The sequence below is a fragment of the Streptomyces sp. NPDC029164 genome (assembly GCF_055563995.1).
In genome coordinates, this window is record NZ_JBVHWW010000032.1 from 87346 (window position 1) to 105265 (window position 17920).

Consider the following 17920-nt stretch of genomic DNA (forward strand, 5'->3'; position numbering starts at 1 on the left):
GAAGCGGCCTACCGGTGTTGGGACTGGGCGCTGAACTGGCTAGAGTGACACCAGGCTTCACGAGTGTGATCGGGGGATCGCGTGGAGCGGAGGGGGGAAGGCCCGAGGCGCGTGGCTCAAAACCGCGCCGGGGCCGGATCCGCTCCGCCACGCAATCCGCCGGTTCTGCCGGCGAATTGAGAAGTGAGGAGCTTCGATGAGCACGAACACCTTCGGACTTGCGGACGATCCGGTTGTCAAGGCGAAGAACAAGATCGAGGAGACGGCCAACGCCGTCACCAGGCAGGCCCGCGAGCTCGCCGACATCCTCGCGACCGTGAGCGCCGGCTGGACGGGTGTGGGTGCCTCCGGGTTCATCACCGCGCAGAGCACGGTCAACGACGACCACGACGAGATCCGCCGTCTGCTCGGCGTCCTGCACAACGCGGTGGCGCAGACCAAGAACCTCAGCAACGCACAGGACGACGAGGTGCGCGCCGCGTTCAAGGCTGTCCAGTCGAGTGGCGGAGGCAACAACTCCGGCCTCAACAGCATCTGACACCAGCGTCGTTCACGAGTTACCGCAGCGCAGCGAGAAGGAGAAGAACATGTCGGGCGGCAATGACGGACACACCAAGGTCCGGTATGAGACGGTCCAGCAGATGGCGGACCGTATCCGGGTCGTTTCGGGCAACATCGTCACGGACCTGAAGGAGATGGAGACGGCCCTCAAGGTCGTCACCGACACCTGGGACGGTGACGCGCACCAGGAGTACGTCAACCTCCAGACGAAGTACAAGGCCAAGGCCGACCACATGCAGAAGACGCTGGAGCAGGTCGCCCGCCTCATCGAGCAGGGCAAGGGCGACTACCGTGCCACCGACGTGAAGGCCTCGCGCCTGTTCACCGAGGCCTACTGAGCCCGGTAGCACGTCCAGGACGTCCAGCACGTCCGGCACGTCGTTTCCGCATGCGCCGAAGGGGCGCGCCCGCACCGGGCGCGCCCCTTCGGCGCATCGTCATGCCGGCCGTGCCGTCCCCTCAGGGGCGGTGCCGGTCCAGGTCGAACTCGCCGTCCCTGGCGCCCAGTACGAACGCCTCCCACTCGGCGGCGGTGTAGCGCAGCACCGTGTCCCGGTCCAGCGAGGAACGCATCGCCACCGCGCCCTCGGGGAGCCGGGCGATCTCGACCCGCTCCTCGTCCGGGCTGGTCCCGGGCGGCCCCTCCCACTCCACACCGCTGATGTCCAGCGCGTACAGCTCGTCCTTCTCCTGCTGGGTGCCCATAGGAGGCCTTTCCCTCGGTGGCGCGGTCTTCACCGCCGATTATCGGGGCTGCGCCGCCGGCCGGGACCGGTTTCCACCGGATGCCCCCTGCCGGGGCCCTGGTGACCGGCGCCTCGGCGGCCGGCCACCAGGGCCCGGGGACTCACATGCCGCCCGGCATCCGCCCGAGCTGGACCAGCGAGGTCCCCCGCCTGCGCGAGGCGAAGTACGCCCGGCCCGGCGGCATCGGACGGGGCCGGACGTTGCCGACCAGGTCGCCCTCGGACGGATCGCCGGACAGTACGAGGCCCTGCGCGCCCAGCTCCTTGATCCGCTGCATGAACGGCTCGTACAGCGAACGCGAGGCACCCGCCGAGTTGCGCGCGATGATGAAGCGGACACCCGTGTCCCGGGCGAAGGGCAGGAACTCCACCAGCGGCGCCAGCGGATTGCCCTGGCTGGTGGAGACCAGGTCGTAGTCGTCGATGACGATGAACACGTCCGGGCCCGTCCACCAGCTGCGGTCGCGCAGCTGCTGCGGGGTGACGTCGGTCGGCGGCTGCCGCCGCGAGAACACCCCGCCCAGCGCCTCCATGTGCATCTGCAGGGAGCTCGCCATCGGCGCGTACTCCAGCAGGTGCTCCTCCGGCAGCGCCCCGAGCAGGCTGCGCCGGTAGTCGCCCACGACCAGCCGCGCCTGGTCCGGCGTGTAGCGCTCGGAGATCTGCTTGGCGATGAGCCGCAGCAGGTTCGTCTTGCCCGACTCGCTCTCGCCGAACACGAGGAGGAAGGGGTCGGACTCGAAGTCGACGAAGACCGGCTCCAGGTCGTTCTCGTCGATGCCGATCGCGATCCCGCGGCCGGGGAACTCCCCGCCCTTGGGCAGCTGGTCCGAGTGGAGCAGCCGCGGCAGCAGCCGTACGCCCGGAGCCGCCTGGCCCGGCCAGTTCTGCTTCACCGCCTCCACGAAGGCCGCCGTGGCCTCCGACAGGTCCCCGGCCTCGTGCGAGCCGTCGATCCGCGGGAGCGCGCCCAGGAAGTGCAGTTTCTCCGCCACCTGGCCGCGGCCCGGCATCCCCGCGGGGACGTTCGCCGCGACCTTGCGGTCGAACTCGGAGTCCATCGTGTCACCGAGGCGCAGCTCCAGCCGGCTGAGCATCTGGTCCTTGAGCGCGGCCCGCACCTCCATGTACCGCGCCGCGGTGATCACCACATGGATGCCGTACCCCAGACCGCGGGAGGCGATGTCCGTGACGATCTGCTCCAGGCCGTCGTACTCGCCCCGGAAGTTGCCCCAGCCGTCGACGACCAGGAACACGTCGCCCCACGGCTCGTGGGGCAGCTCACCGGCCGCCCGGCGCCGCCGGTAGGTGCCGATCGAGTCGATGTTGTTCGCGCGGAAGAACTCCTCGCGGCGGTTGAGGATGCCCCCGACCTCCGCGACCGTACGCCGTACCCGCTCGGGGTCCAGACGCGAGGCGATCCCGCCCACGTGCGGCAGCTCGGCCACCGCCGACAGGCTGCCACCACCGAAGTCCAGCCCGTAGAACTGCACTTCGCGCGGGGTGTGGGTGAGTGCGAAGGAGGAGATCAGCGTCCGCATCAGCGTCGACTTGCCCGACTGCGGACCGCCGACGACCATCATGTGGCCCGCCGCACCCGAGAAGTCCCGGTACAGCACCTCGCGCCGCTGCTCGAAGGGCTTGTCGATGAGGCCGAGCGGCACCACGAGCCCGCCGGGCCGCGTGTACCCGTCGGCGTGCAGCCCGCGCTCCGCGCTCGGCGCCAGCGCCGGCAGCAACTGGTCCAGCGGCGGGGCCTGGTCGAGCGGCGGCAGCCACACCTGGTGCGCCGGCACCCCCTGCCCCTCCAGCCGGCTCACGATCACGTCGAGCACCGTGTCGGCGAGCGCGTCGTCCTCCCGCGGGGTCTGCGCCGCCAGGTACGCCGGGTCCGGGGCCGCGTACACCACCGGCACCGGAGCCGCCGTGAACAGCGCGGGCCGCCGCTCCACCGGGAACAGCCCCACCGACAGGTCGGGCCCGCCCGAGCGGTAGGTGCCCGACACGTACGCCGCCTTGAAGCGGGTCATCTCGTCCGTGCCGAACTTCAGGTAGCCCGAACCGGGCACCGACGGCAGGTGGTAGGCGTCCGGCACGCCGATCGCGGTCCGCGACTCCGCCGCCGAGAAGGTCCGCAGACCGATCCGGTACGACAGGTACGTGTCGAGGCCGCGCAGCTTGCCCTCCTCCAGGCGCTGCGAGGCCAGCAGCAGGTGCACACCCAGCGACCGGCCGATGCGGCCGATCTGGATGAACATGTCGATGAAGTCTGGCTTCGCCGTCAGCAGCTCGCTGAACTCGTCGATGACCAGCACCAGCGAGGCCAGCGGCTCCAGCGGGGCGCCGGCCGCGCGGGCCTTCTCGTAGTCGTGGATATTGGCGTAGTTGCCCGCCGAACGCAGCAGCTCCTGACGGCGCTGCAGCTCACCGCGGATCGAGTCGCCCATGCGGTCCACGAGCGTGAGGTCGTCCGCCAGGTTGGTGATGACGGCCGCGACGTGCGGCATCTGCCCCATGCCGGTGAAGGTCGCACCGCCCTTGAAGTCGGCGAGCACGAAGTTCAGCGTCTCCGAGGTGTGCGTGACCGCCAGGCCCAGCACCAGCGTGCGCAGCAGCTCCGACTTGCCGGAACCGGTCGCGCCCACGCACAGGCCGTGCGGGCCCATGCCCTCCTGCGCGGCCTCCTTCAGGTCCAGCATGACCGGGGCGCCGTCCTCGCCGACGCCGATCGGCACGCGCAGCCGTTCACCGGCCGACCTCGGCCGCCAGGTCCGCGCCACGTCCACCGCGGCCGCGTCGCCCAGGTTCAGCAGGTCCGTGAAGTCCAGGTTGGCGAGCAGCGGCTCGTCGTCGTCCCCGCCGCCCGTGCGCAGCGGCGCCAACTGCCGGGCCAGCGCCTCGGCCGCGGGCAGCGACAGGGTGTCCGGGACACCCTCGTACGCGACCCCCGCGCCCGACTCCAGGCGCAGCCGGCCCGGCCGCACCACGACCGACAGCCCGCCGCGCGGCTCGTCCAGCTCGCCCGCGACCACCTCGACCATGGTCACGCCCTGCAGCCCCTCGGCCGCCGCGAACACCGAATCGGGCGGCACCATCCCCCCGTCCAGCACGACCACCAGGTGCGGCTGGTCCAGGACCGGGGACACGTCACGGCTGAACCGCGGCCGGCCCTCCAGCCGGGGCCCCAGCAGCCCCTCCAGCTCGGCGAGGTCGTCGCCGAACAGCCGCTTCGTACCGGCACCGTCGACCTGACCCGGGATCTGCGTGTGCGGCAGCCACTTCGTCCAGTCCCACGAGGCCACCGCACCCGGCGCGGCCACCACGGCCACCATCAGGTCCTCGGGGGAGTGCAGCGTCGCCAGCTGCGCGACCATCGCCCGCGCCGTACTGCGCGCCGAGTCCGGCTCCCCGGACACCGTCACGTGGTAGAACGCCCGCATCGACAGCGCCACCGGCAGCCCGTCCAGCGTGGAGTGCACCTTCAGGAAGCGCTGCATCGCGCCCGCGGTCAGCGGCTCCAGCTCGTCCACCGGCGCCGTCTCCGGCGCCACCAGCGTGGTCGCCAGCCGCTGCGCGCCCAGCCCGAGCCGGGCCTGCCCGAAGTCCGGGTCGCCGACCCGCCGCTCCCACAGCCGCGAACCCTCCGCCACGACCGACCACAACTGCTCCGGGGCCGGGTGCAGATACAGCTGCGCGTCGCGCTGCGCCCGCGCGGTCCTGCGTACCTGACGGCGCGTCTGCGCAAGGTATTTGAGGTAGTCCCGGCGCACATCGGCCATTTGCCCCTGTGTACCGCGCCGGTGGCGCGCCAGCTGGGCGATGACCATGCCGACGGTCGACACGAGCATCAGCACACCCATGATGCGCATGAAGGGCGCCGCGCCCGGCATGAAGAAGAAGACGACGGAAGAGCCCATGCCGAGCATCGGCAGGAGCTGCATCAGCATGCCCTCCTGCTGCCCGCGCGGAAGTTCGGGCGGAGCTTCCAGCCTCAGCTCGTCCGAGGGAACCTCGGGCGGCAGGGACCGCGGCGGGCGTTTGACGACGATCTGGCTCACCGGAGCATCAATCCCTCGAAAACGGACGGGACGTCATAACCGGCGCCCCCAAGTCCCGGGCGCGAAGGGGGTTCCCCCACGCGACGGTGATCCTACTTGCCGACAGTAGGCCAGGCGCCCGGTAGGGTGGCGCGCGCAGCATGCGCATCCGCGAATCGTCCGCCGGTGCGGGCACCAACCAGGGGGGTCACACAGGTGAGTACGGCCGCAACGACGGGCTTCTGCAGGGTCACCGTCGTGGCTCCTGACAGCCGGATCGACGTCGCCCTCCCCGAGGACATCGCCGTCGCCGACGTCTATCCCGAGCTGCTGCGCCTCACCGGCCAGACCCAGCCCGTGGGCGCCCCGACCGGCTTCCACCTCGTACGCCGCTCCGGCACCGTCCTCGACGGCGCCCGCACCCTCGCCGCCCAGCAGGTCCTCGACGGCGAGGTGCTGAGCCTGCGCCCCTTCGCCGAGTCCCTGCCGCCCGCGGTGTTCGACGACGTCTCCGACGCCGTCGCCTCCGCCGTGGTCCGCGACAGGCACCGCTGGAGCGACGACATGCTGCGCGGCGCGGGCCTGGCCGGCGCCGCCCTGCTGCTCGTCATGCTCGGTTTCGTCCTCTGGTACGCCGACCCGGTCCGCCACGACATGCACGGCCTGCCCGGGATCATCGCCGGGGCCGTCGGCGTCCTGCTCACCGGCGTGGCCGGGGTCCGGGCCCGTGTCTACCGCGACCGCCTCTCCGCCGTGGCCCTCGGCCTCGGCGCCCTCCCGCACCTGCTGATCGCCGGCTCCGGGATCATCGCCCCCGGCGTCGGCGAGGGCCCCGGCCGGCTCCAGTTCCTGCTCGGCTGCGTCTGCGTCCTGGTCGCCTCCGTCGCCCTGGTCGCACTCACCCCCAGTGGCGACGCCCCCTTCGTCGCGGCCACCTTCGTCGCCGCCACCGGAACCCTCGCCACGTTCGTCGCCATCGCCACCGAGGCCTCCGCGACCCACACCGCCGCCGCCTGCGCCCCCGTCGCCATCGGCCTCGTCGCCTTCCTCCCCGGCCTCTCCGCCCGCTTCGCCCGCCTGCCCATCGGCTACGCCGCCCCGCAGAGCGCCACCGAGGATTACGAGACCCCGGACCGCTACGAGACCGAGCCGTACGGTGACCAGCCCGGCTCCGACCAGCACGAGCAGGGCGCCCCGCTCGACGCCGAGGCGATCGCCGCCCAGGCCCGCCGCGGCCACGAGATGCTCCTCGGCCTGGTCGGCGGCTGCGCCGCCGTCGCCGTCGGGTCCGCCGCCGTCCTCGGCTTCTCCGACAACACCTGGGGCCGGCTGCTCGCCCTCGCCACCGGCCTCGCGATGCTGCTGCGCGCCCGCCTCTTCCGTTACACCTCGCAGGTCGTCTGCGCCCTGGCCGCCGGCCTGGCCGCCATCGCCCTGCTGATCCTGGGCATGGCCCTGCACCCGCCGACCGACCTGATCGAGGCCCTGGTCGTCGAGCAGGACCGCAGCGGCCTGGACCTCCGTACGATCTGGCTGACCGCCGCCGTCGCCGCCGGCGCGGCCCTCCTCGCGGGAATAGCGCTTGTCATCCCGCGCAAGGGTCTGTCACCCTTCTGGGGAAGGCTGCTCGACCTCACCGAGGCGGCGGTCCTGCTCAGCCTGGTCCCCCTGACCCTGGCCGTGCTGGACGTTTACTCCCGGGCCCGCGCTCTCACCAGCTGAGACGCCGCGTCCCGGCAGCCTGGTACGCTGTGTGACGGCCGTTTGTGTACGCGTCCCCCGGATTCCTTTCCCAAGGGTCTGTGGACTGCGCTCAGCGGACCCCGCCTCCCGAGTTACGGAAGCTCCCCAGAGACTCAGACCTGGGGCACTCGGTGGCAACGAAGACCTAAACGAGGAGTACGCGTGCCGCTCGACGCCGCTACGAAGAAGCAGATCATCACCGAGTTCGGTGCCAAGGAGGGCGACACCGGCTCCCCCGAGGTCCAGGTTGCGATGCTCTCCCGCCGCATCTCGGACCTGACCGAGCACCTCAAGACGCACAAGCACGACCACCACTCCCGTCGTGGTCTGCTGATCCTGGTCGGCCAGCGTCGCCGCCTGCTGCAGTACCTGGCCAAGAAGGACATCCAGCGCTTCCGTACGCTGGTCGAGCGCCTCGGCATCCGCCGCGGTGCGGCCGGCGCCAAGTAACACGCCGTGAAGGGAGCGGTTCCCACATCAGGGGGCCGCTCCCTTTGCTGTACGTGCGCACCGGACCGGACCCTTTGTAGTCTGGAACGGACGCACGTGCGCGTCTGAGGAAGACGCGCACCACTGAAGAGGAGGAGCGCCCTCCCACGCCGCCGGTCCTCGGTAGTGGCACCCGGAATGCCCCCAGGGGGCAACGAACCGGATGCTTCGATCGAAGACCGGCCCGCACGCCAGGAGCGCTTCTCCGCAACCGTCCACCGCCACACGGGCGGCGGACGGAGACGACGAAAATGGAGAAAACGCTAGTGGAGAACGAGACCCACTACGCCGAGGCCGTCATTGACAACGGTTCCTTCGGCACCCGCACCATCCGCTTCGAGACGGGCCGTCTGGCCCGCCAGGCCGCCGGCTCCGCCGTTGCCTACCTGGACGACGACACGATGGTGCTGTCCGCCACCACCGCGTCGAAGAAGCCCAAGGACCAGCTCGACTTCTTCCCCCTGACGGTGGACGTCGAGGAGCGGCAGTACGCGGCCGGCAAGATCCCCGGCTCCTTCTTCCGCCGTGAGGGCCGGCCCTCCGAGGACGCGATCCTCACCTGCCGCCTGATCGACCGCCCGCTGCGCCCGTCCTTCAAGAAGGGCCTGCGCAACGAGATCCAGGTCGTCGCCACGATCATGGCGCTCAACCCCGACCACCTGTACGACGTCGTCGCGATCAACGCCGCGTCCGCGTCCACGCAGCTGGCCGGCCTGCCCTTCTCCGGCCCGATCGGCGGCGTCCGCGTCGCGCTGATCCGCGGCCAGTGGGTGGCCTTCCCGACGCACACCGAGCTCGAGGACGCCGTCTTCGACATGGTCGTCGCGGGCCGCGTCCTGGACGACGGCGACGTCGCGATCATGATGGTCGAGGCCGAGGCCACCGAGAAGACCATCGCCCTCGTCAAGGGCGGCGCCCAGGCGCCGACCGAGGAGATCGTCGCCGCGGGTCTCGACGCCGCGAAGCCGTTCATCAAGGTCCTCTGCAAGGCCCAGGCCGACCTGGCCGCCAAGGCCGCGAAGCCCGAGGGCGAGTTCCCGGTCTTCCTGGACTACCAGGACGACGTGTACGAGGCCCTCTCGGCCGCCGTCAAGGGCGAGCTCTCCCAGGCGCTGACCATCGCGGGCAAGCAGGACCGCGAGGCCGAGCTGGACCGCGTCAAGGAGATCGCCGCCGAGAAGCTCCTCCCGGCCTTCGAGGGCCGCGAGAAGGAGATCTCCGCCGCCTACCGCAGCCTGACCAAGGCCCTGGTGCGCGAGCGCGTCATCAAGGACAAGGTCCGCATCGACGGCCGCGGGATCACGGACATCCGTACCCTCGCCGCCGAGGTCGAGGCCATCCCGCGCGTGCACGGCTCGGCGCTGTTCGAGCGTGGCGAGACCCAGATCCTGGGCGTCACCACCCTCAACATGCTCCGCATGGAGCAGCAGCTGGACACCCTCTCCCCGGTGACCCGCAAGCGCTACATGCACAATTACAACTTCCCGCCGTACTCCGTCGGTGAGACCGGCCGCGTCGGTTCGCCGAAGCGCCGCGAGATCGGCCACGGCGCGCTCGCCGAGCGCGCGATCGTGCCGGTCCTCCCGACCCGCGAGGAGTTCCCGTACGCGATCCGCCAGGTGTCCGAGGCCCTCGGCTCCAACGGTTCGACGTCCATGGGCTCGGTCTGCGCCTCCACCATGTCGCTGCTGAACGCCGGTGTGCCCCTCAAGGCCCCCGTCGCCGGTATCGCCATGGGTCTGATCTCCCAGGAGATCGACGGCAAGACCCACTACGTCGCCCTCACCGACATCCTCGGTGCGGAGGACGCCTTCGGCGACATGGACTTCAAGGTCGCCGGCACCAAGGAGTTCGTCACCGCGCTCCAGCTGGACACCAAGCTCGACGGCATCCCGGCCTCGGTCCTGGCCGCCGCCCTCAAGCAGGCCCGCGACGCCCGCCTCCACATCCTCGACGTGATGATGGAAGCGATCGACACGCCGGACGCCATGTCCCCGTTCGCCCCGCGGATCATCACCGTCAAGATCCCGGTGGACAAGATCGGTGAGGTCATCGGGCCCAAGGGCAAGATGATCAACCAGATCCAGGAGGACACCGGCGCCGAGATCACGATCGAGGACGACGGCACCATCTACATCGGTGCCGCCGACGGCCCGGCCGCCGAGGCCGCCCGCGCCACGATCAACTCGATCGCCAACCCGACCATGCCGGAGGTCGGCGAGCGCTACCTGGGTACGGTCGTCAAGACCACCACCTTCGGTGCCTTCGTCTCCCTGATGCCCGGCAAGGACGGCCTGCTGCACATCTCGCAGATCCGCAAGCTCGCCGGTGGCAAGCGCGTGGAGAACGTCGAGGACGTGCTCGCGGTCGGCACCAAGGTCCAGGTGGAGATCGCCGAGATCGACTCGCGCGGCAAGCTCTCCCTGATCCCCGTGATCGACGGCGAGGCCGCCGGCGACGAGGCTGACAAGGACGACTCCGACAAGTGACGTCGCGTAGTTCCCGTGTGACGGCCCGCCCCTCTTCGGAGGGGCGGGCCGTCGCCCGTACCCAAACACTCCTCAAGGGCCAGAGCGGCATCGGCACCGTCCGGCGCACGGTCCTTCCCGGCGGACTGCGCGTCGTCACCGAGACGCTGCCCTCCGTCCGGTCCGCCACCTTCGGCATCTGGGCACACGTCGGCTCCCGGGACGAGACGCCCACGCTGAACGGCGCCACGCACTACCTGGAGCACCTCCTCTTCAAGGGCACCGCCAAGCGCACCGCCCTCGACATCTCCTCCGCGATCGACGCGGTCGGCGGCGAGATGAACGCCTTCACGGCGAAGGAGTACACCTGCTATTACGCCCGGGTGCTCGACACCGACCTGCCGCTCGCCATCGACGTGGTCTGCGACATGCTCACCGGCTCGCTGATCCGCGAGGAGGACGTCGACGCCGAGCGCGGCGTCATCCTCGAAGAGATCGCGATGACCGAGGACGACCCGGGCGACGTGGTCCACGACCTGTTCGCGCAGACCATGTACGGGGACACCCCCCTGGGCCGCCCCGTCCTCGGGACCGTCGACACGATCAACGCCCTGGGCGCCGACCGGATCCGCCGCTTCTACAAGAAGCACTACGACCCGACCCACCTCGTCGTGGCCGCCGCCGGCAACGTCGACCACAACAAGGTCGTACGCCAGGTCCGCGCCGCCTTCGAGAAGGCCGGCGCCCTCGGCCGCACCGACGCCGAGCCGATCGGCCCGCGCGGCGGCGCCAAGCGCCTGCGCACCGCCGGCCGCGTCGAGCTGGTGAACCGCAAGACCGAGCAGGCCCACGTGGTTCTCGGCATGCCGGGCATCGCCCGCACCGACGAGCGGCGCTGGGCGCTCGGCGTGCTGAACACCGCCCTCGGCGGCGGCATGTCCTCCCGGCTCTTCCAGGAGGTCCGGGAAAAGCGCGGCCTCGCCTACAGCGTGTACTCGTACACCTCGGCCTTCGCCGACACCGGACTCTTCGGCGTGTACGCGGGCTGCCGGCCCAACCAGGTCCACGACGTGCTCCGGATCTGCCGCGACGAGCTCGACAAGTGCGCGAACGACGGGCTCGCCGACGACGAGATCAAGCGGGCCATCGGCCAGCTGTCCGGCTCCACCGTCCTCGGCCTGGAGGACACCGGCGCCATCATGAACCGGATCGGCAAGAGCGAGCTGTGCTGGGGCGACCAGATGTCGGTCGACGACATGCTGGCCCGGATCGCCGCGGTGACCCCGGACGACGTCCGCTCGGTCGCACAGGATGTACTGGCCCAGCGCCCCTCGCTCGCGGTGATCGGCCCGCTGAAGGAGAAGCAGGCCGCCCGTCTCGACGAAGCGGTCGCCTAGTTCCGTACGTGAGTAAGGAAGCAACATGAGCAAGCTGCGCGTGGCAGTCCTCGGCGCCAAGGGCCGCATCGGCGCCGAGGCGGTCAAGGCGGTCGAGGCCGCCGACGACATGGAGCTGGTGGCCGCCCTCGGCCGCGGCGACAAGCTGGAGACGCTGGCCGAGGCCGGCGCCCAGGTCGCGGTCGAGCTGACCACCCCGGCCTCGGTGATGGGGAACCTGGACTTCCTCATCCGCCACGGCATCCACGGAGTGGTCGGCACCACCGGCTGGACCGAGGACCGCCTCGCCCAGCTGAACACCTGGCTCGCCGGCTCCCCGGAGACCGGTGTGCTCATCGCCCCGAACTTCTCCATCGGTGCCGTCCTCACCATGAAGTTCGCCGCCCAGGCCGCCCGCTACTTCGAGTCCGTCGAGGTCGTCGAGCTGCACCACCCCAACAAGGTCGACGCCCCCTCCGGTACGGCGACCCGCACGGCGCAGCTCATCGCCGCCGCCCGCGCCGAGGCCGGCCTCGGCGCGCAGCCCGACGCCACCGCCACGGCCCTCGACGGGGCCCGCGGCGCGGACGTCGACGGCGTACCGGTGCACGCCGTCCGCCTGCGCGGACTGCTGGCCCACCAGGAGGTGCTCCTCGGCGGTGAGGGCGAGACCCTGACCATCCGTCACGACTCCCTGCACCACAGCAGCTTCATGCCGGGCATCCTGCTCGGCGCGCGCCGCGTGACGCAGACCCCGGGCCTCACCTTCGGCCTGGAACACTTCCTCGACCTGGGCTGATTCCACGATGCGCGCGAAGATCACGTACTTCCTCACGGCCGCCGTCCTGGTCGTCTACTTCGTCCTGGTCGGCAGCCGGGGCCTGATGCTGATCGGGCACGGCACCTGGCTCACCGTCACCTTCGGAGTGGCCGTGCTGATCCTGCCGGTCATCGGTGTCTGGTTCCTCTGGAAGAACACCCAGTTCGTCACCCGGGCCAACCACCTCGCCACCGAACTGGAGGCCGAGGGCGGACTGCCCGTCGACGAGCTGGAGCGGGACGCGTACGGGCGGATCCTGCGGGATTCCGCCGACGAGGTCTTCGCGCGCCGCAAGGCCGAGACCGAGGACGCGCCGGGGGACTGGCGCAGCTGGTTCCGGCTCGCCGTCGCCTACCACGACGCCCGGGACACCCCGCGGGCGCGCAAGGCCATGCAGCGGGCGATCGCCCTGCACGACAAGAAGCCCGTACAGGTCTGACTCCTGTACGGGCTTCCCGGGCGCGCCGCGGCGGATCAGGCGGGCACGGGCCGGTACTCGTCGGCCCAGGCAGCCACCGTGTCGGCCGCCCGGTCGAAGGCCTCGGCCCGCGACAGGAAATCGGCGTTGTGGTCGGTCAGCAGCACCGGCGCGGCGAACTGCGCGCCGCCGTGCCCGGACATCGTCAGCGCCTGCCCCTGCACGGTCCTCGGCAGTCCGAGCCAGCGCACCGGCTGCTGCACCGTCCGGAGCTCCGCGATCTCGCTCCACTTGACCGTGCGGGTCACGAAGAACCCCACCCGGCGCAGTCCCGCACGGCTCACCCACACGCCCACGCGCAGCGTCTGCACGGCCGACGCGACGACCGCGAGGGCGGCCGCCAGGCAGATGACGGCACCGCTCCACGCGCCCGCGAACGCGATGATCATCGTGGCCAGCAGCATGAAGGCGGACAGCAGGAGCAGCAGCGCGGAGATGGCCACGCGCCAGGGGCCGGGGCGGTAGGGCCGGCGCCAGCGGTCGTGGTCGGCATGGGCCAGGACATCGTCGCCGTCGCCGTCGTCATCCGCATCGGATACGCCGTCGGCCGTCAGGAAGGGCAGGGGCACGGCTGGACCTCACTCACATGCACGTTCGGTTGGGCTGTGCCCGTGAGGCTACCGCCCCTCGGCCGCCTCCGACTGCTGCGACTTCTCCGGTGCCTTGCTCGGCTGCAGTGCGGGCATACCGAAGAGCAGTGAGCCGGCGAGCCCCGCAACCACGGTCAGTCCGACCAGACTACGGGCGGCCATCTGGGTCCGGCTCAGACGCTCGCGCGGCGGCGGAGTGACGTTGCTTCGGAAACGGTCGGCCTCGGAGACGAAGGCGAACGGGACGGCTTCACGCCGGAGGAACATCAGAGCGAATCTCCTCGGGATGGATGGGTGTGCGTTCTCCTGGTAGGACGAACGAGCCGGTCAATCGGTGCCGGATTTCGGGACATTCACCAGATTTCATGGCTGTGCGTCAGCTGTGCGGGGTCCGCCGTTCGCGTGCGATTGCGCGAGGACCCGCGAGGGGCGCCGTAGAGTGGGCGCGCCCCAGGAACGCACGTTTGGAAGGACCCCCGGTGAGCGAGACCGCCGCTTCAGATCTGAAACCCAGCTTCCGCAGTGACGTGACGGTGGAGCTGGTGAAGCACTCCGCCGCCGACTCCGACGTACTGTGGGCCGCGCGCGTCTCCACCGCCGGCGAGCAGTCCCTGGAGGAGCTGCAGAAGGACCCGGAGCGCTCCAAGGGCCTGATCAACTACCTGATGCGGGACCGCCACGGCAGCCCCTTCGAGCACAACTCGATGACCTTCTTCATCAGCGCCCCGATCTTCGTCTTCCGCGAGTTCATGCGCCACCGCGTGGGCTGGTCGTACAACGAGGAATCGGGCCGCTACAGGGAGCTCGAGCCGGTCTTCTACGTCCCGGACGCCGAGCGCAAGCTGGTCCAGGAGGGCCGCCCGGGCAAGTACGTCTTCGTCGAGGGCACCCAGGCGCAGCAGGAGCTGACCGGCCGCGTCATGGAGGACTCCTACGTGCGGGCCTACGAGGCCTACCAGGAGATGCTCGCGGCAGGCGTGGCCCGGGAGGTTGCCCGTTCGGTCCTGCCGGTCGGTCTTTTCTCCTCGATGTACGCGACCTGCAACGCGCGCTCGCTGATGCACTTCCTCGGCCTGCGCACGCAGCACGAGCTCGCGGCGGTGCCGTCCTTCCCGCAGCGGGAGATCGAGATGGTCGGCGAGAAGATGGAGCAGCACTGGGCGAAGCTCATGCCGCTCACGTACGCGGCCTACAACGGCAACGGGCGCGTTGCCCCGTAAGGCCCGTTGCTCCTGCGGCGTACAGATGTGCTGCGCCAAGTCCTAAGTGTCCGTATTGCGACGTTTCGTAAACTTCATCTAGGCTGATCAAACGGACCCGGCACTGCTTGAACCCCCGAGCAGGCAGTGCCGGCGTCCAAGACCTCCCCCCGGCCGCCGCCGGGCGGCACACCCCGTTGACGTCCCCCGAGGGGACACCGCGAGCATGGCAGCGAGTAGCGTGTTACCCATGGCTCCGATCTCGACTCCGCAGACCCCCTTCGGGCGGGTCCTCACCGCCATGATCACGCCGTTCACGGCGGATGGCGCACTCGACCTCGACGGCGCGCAGCAGCTCGCCGTCCACCTGGTGGACGCAGGCAACGACGGCCTGATCATCAACGGCACCACCGGTGAGTCGCCGACCACCACCGACGCGGAGAAAAACGACCTCGTACGAGCCGTGCTCGAAGCCGTCGGAGACCGCGCCCACGTGGTCGCCGGCATCGGTACCAACGACACCCGGCACACCCTGGAACTGGCCCGCCAGGCCGAGCGCACCGGCGCCCACGGCCTGCTCGCCGTCACCCCGTACTACAGCAAGCCGCCGCAGGAGGGCCTCTACCGGCACTTCACGGCCATCGCCGACGCCACCGAGCTGCCGGTCATGCTCTACGACATCCCCGGCCGCAGTGGTGTCCCGATCGAAACGGAAACTCTGGTACGGCTGGCCGAGCACCCCCGTATCGTTGCCAACAAGGACGCCAAGGGCGACCTCGGCCGCGCCGGCTGGGCCATCGCGCAGAGCGGACTGGCCTGGTACTCGGGCGACGACATGCTGAACCTGCCGCTCCTGTCGGTCGGCGCGGTCGGCTTCGTCTCCGTGGTCGGCCACGTGGTCACCCCCGAGCTGCGCGCCATGCTGGAGGCCCACCTGGGCGGAGACGTCCAGAAGGCCGCCGAGATCCACCAGAAGCTGCTCCCGGTCTTCACCGGCATGTTCCGCACCCAGGGCGTCATGACGACCAAGGGCGCGCTGAACCTGCAGGGCCTGCCCGCGGGCCCGCTGCGGCTCCCGCTGATCGAACTGACCGCCGAAGAGACGGCGCAGCTCAAGATCGATCTTGCCGCCGGCGGGGTACAGCTCTGACAACAGACTTCACAACTGAATAAGCAAGACGAACAAATACAGAACAGACGACAGCAAGTGCACGAATGACATGCGCGCCACGTGCCTTCCGGGTACGTGGCGTGCGTGGTGAGGAGAAACTTTTGAGCCATCCGCATCCGGAACTCGGTCCGCCGCCGAAGCTGCCCAAGGGCGGCCTCAGAGTCACCCCCCTGGGTGGTCTCGGCGAGATCGGCCGCAACATGACCGTCTTCGAGTTCGACGGTCGCCTGCTGATCGTCGACTGCGGCGTCCTCTTCCCCGAGGAGGAGCAGCCGGGCATCGACCTGATCCTGCCGGACTTCTCGTCCATCAGGGACCGCCTCGACGACATCGAGGGCATCGTCCTCACGCACGGTCACGAGGACCACATCGGCGCCGTCCCCTACCTCCTCCGGGAGAAGCCGGACATCCCGCTGATCGGCTCCAAGCTGACGCTGGCCCTCATCGAGGCGAAGCTCCAGGAGCACCGCATCCGCCCCTACACCCTTGAGGTGAAGGAAGGCGAGCGCGAGGCCCTCGGCCCCTTCGACTGCGAGTTCATCGCGGTCAACCACTCCATCCCCGACGCCCTGGCCGTCGCGATCCGGACCCCCGCGGGCCTGGTCGTCGCCACCGGCGACTTCAAGATGGACCAGCTCCCGCTGGACAAGCGCCTCACCGACCTGCACGCCTTCGCGCGTCTGAGCGAAGAGGGCATCGACCTCCTCCTCTCGGACTCGACGAACGCCGAGGTCCCGGGCTTCGTCCCGCCCGAGCGCGAGATCTCCAACGTCCTGCGCACGGTCTTCGCGAACGCCCACAACCGGATCATCGTGGCCAGCTTCGCCAGCCACGTGCACCGCATCCAGCAGATCCTCGACGCAGCCCACGAGTACGGCCGCCGGGTCGCCTTCGTCGGCCGCTCGATGGTCCGCAACATGGGCATCGCCCGCGACCTCGGCTACCTGAAGGTCCCGGCCGGTCTCGTCGTGGACGTCAAGACCCTCGACGACCTGCCGGCCCACGAGGTCGTCCTGGTCTGCACGGGTTCCCAGGGCGAGCCGATGGCGGCCCTGTCCCGCATGGCCAACCGCGACCACCAGATCCGGATCGTCCCCGGCGACACCGTGATCCTGGCGTCGTCCCTGATCCCGGGCAACGAGAACGCGGTCTACCGCGTGATCAACGGCCTGACCCGCTGGGGCGCCAACGTCGTGCACAAGGGCAACGCCAAGGTGCACGTCTCGGGCCACGCCTCGGCCGGCGAGCTGCTGTACTTCTACAACATCTGCAAGCCGCGGAACCTGATGCCGGTCCACGGCGAATGGCGCCACCTGCGTGCCAACGCCGAGCTCGGCGCCATGACGGGCGTTCCGAAGGACCGCATCGTCATCGCCGAGGACGGCGTGGTCGTCGACCTGATCGACGGCAAGGCCCGGATCTCCGGAAAGGTCCAGGCCGGCTACGTGTACGTGGACGGCCTCTCGGTCGGCGACGTCACGGAAGTCCACCTCAAGGACCGCAAGATCCTCGGTGACGAGGGCATCATCTCGGTCTACGTCGTGGTCGACAGCAGCACCGGCAAGGTCGTCAGCGGCCCGAACATCCAGGCCCGCGGCTCCGGCATCGACGACTCGGCCTTCGGAACGGTCATCCCGAAGATCGAGGAAGCCATCGCCCGCGCCGCGGCCGACGGCGTCGCAGAGCCGCACCAGATCCAGCAGCTGATCCGCCGCACGATGGGCAAGTGGGTCTCGGACGGCTACCGCCGCCGCCCGATGATCCTCCCGGTCGTCGTCGAGGTCTGAGCCTCGCCGTAACGCCGGACGGGGAGCGGGGCAACCGGATTTGCATCCGGGGGCCCCGCTCCAGTACGTTTACGTCTCCACCTCGCACGACATCCGGGCACACACGTGTGTCCGGCCGATCCGCGCGAGCGGGTGTGAATCCAGACCAGGGAGACCTGATAAAGTCTGCTCCGCCCGATAAGGGAAAGGCCCTCCGAAGGCCATCGGAATTCGAATCCAGCCGGAAACGGCCCGGAAAGAATCTGATAGAGTCGGAATCGCCGGAAAGGGAAAGCGCGAAAGCGCAGGAACTGGAAAGCACCGAGGAAGTCGGACACGAAAGAGTCTGATAGAGTCGGAAACGCAAGAACACAGCAAGACACAGAACGAAAGCCCGGAGGAAAGCCCCAGCGAATGTAGCTGTGGGTGAGTACAAAGGAAGCGTCCGTTCCTTGAGAACTCAACAGCGTGCCAAA

The 17920-nt window shown here is 69.9% G+C and carries 15 protein-coding genes; 11 read left to right on the top strand and 4 right to left on the bottom strand.

What is annotated here, in order from left to right:
* Positions 1-196 precede the first annotated feature (196 nt).
* Positions 197-538 (top strand): hypothetical protein, encoded by a 342-nt coding sequence (locus tag ACZ4VT_RS28035; RefSeq protein WP_467953719.1) that lies wholly within the window; start codon positions 197-199, stop codon positions 536-538.
* Between the two features lie 49 nt (positions 539-587).
* Complete coding sequence (locus ACZ4VT_RS28040) at positions 588-899, top strand: WXG100 family type VII secretion target (protein ID WP_467953721.1); 312 nt, start codon at positions 588-590, stop codon at positions 897-899.
* A 121-nt stretch (positions 900-1020) separates the two neighbouring features.
* On the opposite strand, the gene ACZ4VT_RS28045 is transcribed toward ACZ4VT_RS28040, so the two are convergent.
* Together ACZ4VT_RS28045 and eccCa are read right to left on the bottom strand one after the other, a co-directional pair.
* The gene (locus tag ACZ4VT_RS28045) at positions 1021-1266 is read right to left on the bottom strand and encodes a DUF397 domain-containing protein (RefSeq protein WP_030708695.1); all 246 of its coding nucleotides are present in this window, start codon (positions 1264-1266) and stop codon (positions 1021-1023) included.
* Positions 1267-1408: 142 nt separating this feature from the next.
* A complete protein-coding gene (gene eccCa, locus ACZ4VT_RS28050; RefSeq protein WP_467953724.1) occupies positions 1409-5365 on the bottom strand; it encodes a type VII secretion protein EccCa in 3957 nt (1318 codons plus the stop codon).
* A gap of 195 nt (positions 5366-5560) precedes the next feature.
* On the opposite strand from eccCa, the gene eccD reads away from it, so the two are divergent.
* The 6 genes from eccD to ACZ4VT_RS28080 all read left to right on the top strand — a co-directional run bounded on the left by eccD (position 5561) and on the right by ACZ4VT_RS28080 (position 12679).
* The gene (gene eccD, locus ACZ4VT_RS28055) at positions 5561-7066 is read left to right on the top strand and encodes a type VII secretion integral membrane protein EccD (RefSeq protein ID WP_467953726.1); all 1506 of its coding nucleotides are present in this window, start codon (positions 5561-5563) and stop codon (positions 7064-7066) included.
* Between the two features lie 183 nt (positions 7067-7249).
* The gene (gene rpsO / locus ACZ4VT_RS28060; RefSeq protein ID WP_030011220.1) at positions 7250-7537 is read left to right on the top strand and encodes a 30S ribosomal protein S15; all 288 of its coding nucleotides are present in this window, start codon (positions 7250-7252) and stop codon (positions 7535-7537) included.
* A gap of 305 nt (positions 7538-7842) precedes the next feature.
* The gene (locus ACZ4VT_RS28065) at positions 7843-10065 is read left to right on the top strand and encodes a polyribonucleotide nucleotidyltransferase (RefSeq protein WP_467953742.1); all 2223 of its coding nucleotides are present in this window, start codon (positions 7843-7845) and stop codon (positions 10063-10065) included.
* Positions 10062-11441, top strand: coding sequence for a M16 family metallopeptidase (locus ACZ4VT_RS28070; RefSeq protein WP_467953728.1), 1380 nt, complete (start codon positions 10062-10064; stop codon positions 11439-11441). Before ACZ4VT_RS28065 ends, ACZ4VT_RS28070 begins: the two co-directional genes overlap by 4 nt.
* Positions 11442-11466: 25 nt before the next feature.
* Positions 11467-12219 (top strand): 4-hydroxy-tetrahydrodipicolinate reductase, encoded by a 753-nt coding sequence (gene dapB, locus ACZ4VT_RS28075; RefSeq protein WP_361766140.1) that lies wholly within the window; start codon positions 11467-11469, stop codon positions 12217-12219.
* 7 nt (positions 12220-12226) lie between these two features.
* A complete protein-coding gene (locus ACZ4VT_RS28080; protein WP_362804174.1) occupies positions 12227-12679 on the top strand; it encodes a tetratricopeptide repeat protein in 453 nt (150 codons plus the stop codon).
* Between the two features lie 35 nt (positions 12680-12714).
* Here ACZ4VT_RS28080 and ACZ4VT_RS28085 read toward each other — a convergent pair whose 3' ends face one another.
* On the bottom strand, positions 12715-13287 hold the full coding sequence (locus tag ACZ4VT_RS28085) for a hypothetical protein (protein WP_467953731.1): 573 nt from the start codon (positions 13285-13287) through the stop codon (positions 12715-12717).
* A 48-nt stretch (positions 13288-13335) separates the two neighbouring features.
* A complete protein-coding gene (locus ACZ4VT_RS28090; protein ID WP_467953733.1) occupies positions 13336-13575 on the bottom strand; it encodes a hypothetical protein in 240 nt (79 codons plus the stop codon).
* Positions 13576-13787: 212 nt separating this feature from the next.
* Between ACZ4VT_RS28090 and thyX the strand changes: the two genes are divergently transcribed.
* The 3 genes from thyX (at position 13788) to ACZ4VT_RS28105 (ending at position 17465) form a co-directional block, all read left to right on the top strand.
* Positions 13788-14528, top strand: coding sequence for an FAD-dependent thymidylate synthase (gene thyX, locus ACZ4VT_RS28095; RefSeq protein ID WP_362804169.1), 741 nt, complete (start codon positions 13788-13790; stop codon positions 14526-14528).
* Between the two features lie 229 nt (positions 14529-14757).
* Complete coding sequence (dapA, locus tag ACZ4VT_RS28100) at positions 14758-15657, top strand: 4-hydroxy-tetrahydrodipicolinate synthase (RefSeq protein ID WP_467953735.1); 900 nt, start codon at positions 14758-14760, stop codon at positions 15655-15657.
* Between the two features lie 122 nt (positions 15658-15779).
* Positions 15780-17465, top strand: a complete 1686-nt coding sequence (locus tag ACZ4VT_RS28105) for a ribonuclease J (RefSeq protein WP_362804164.1) — start codon at positions 15780-15782, stop codon at positions 17463-17465.
* Positions 17466-17920: the final 455 nt, after the last annotated feature.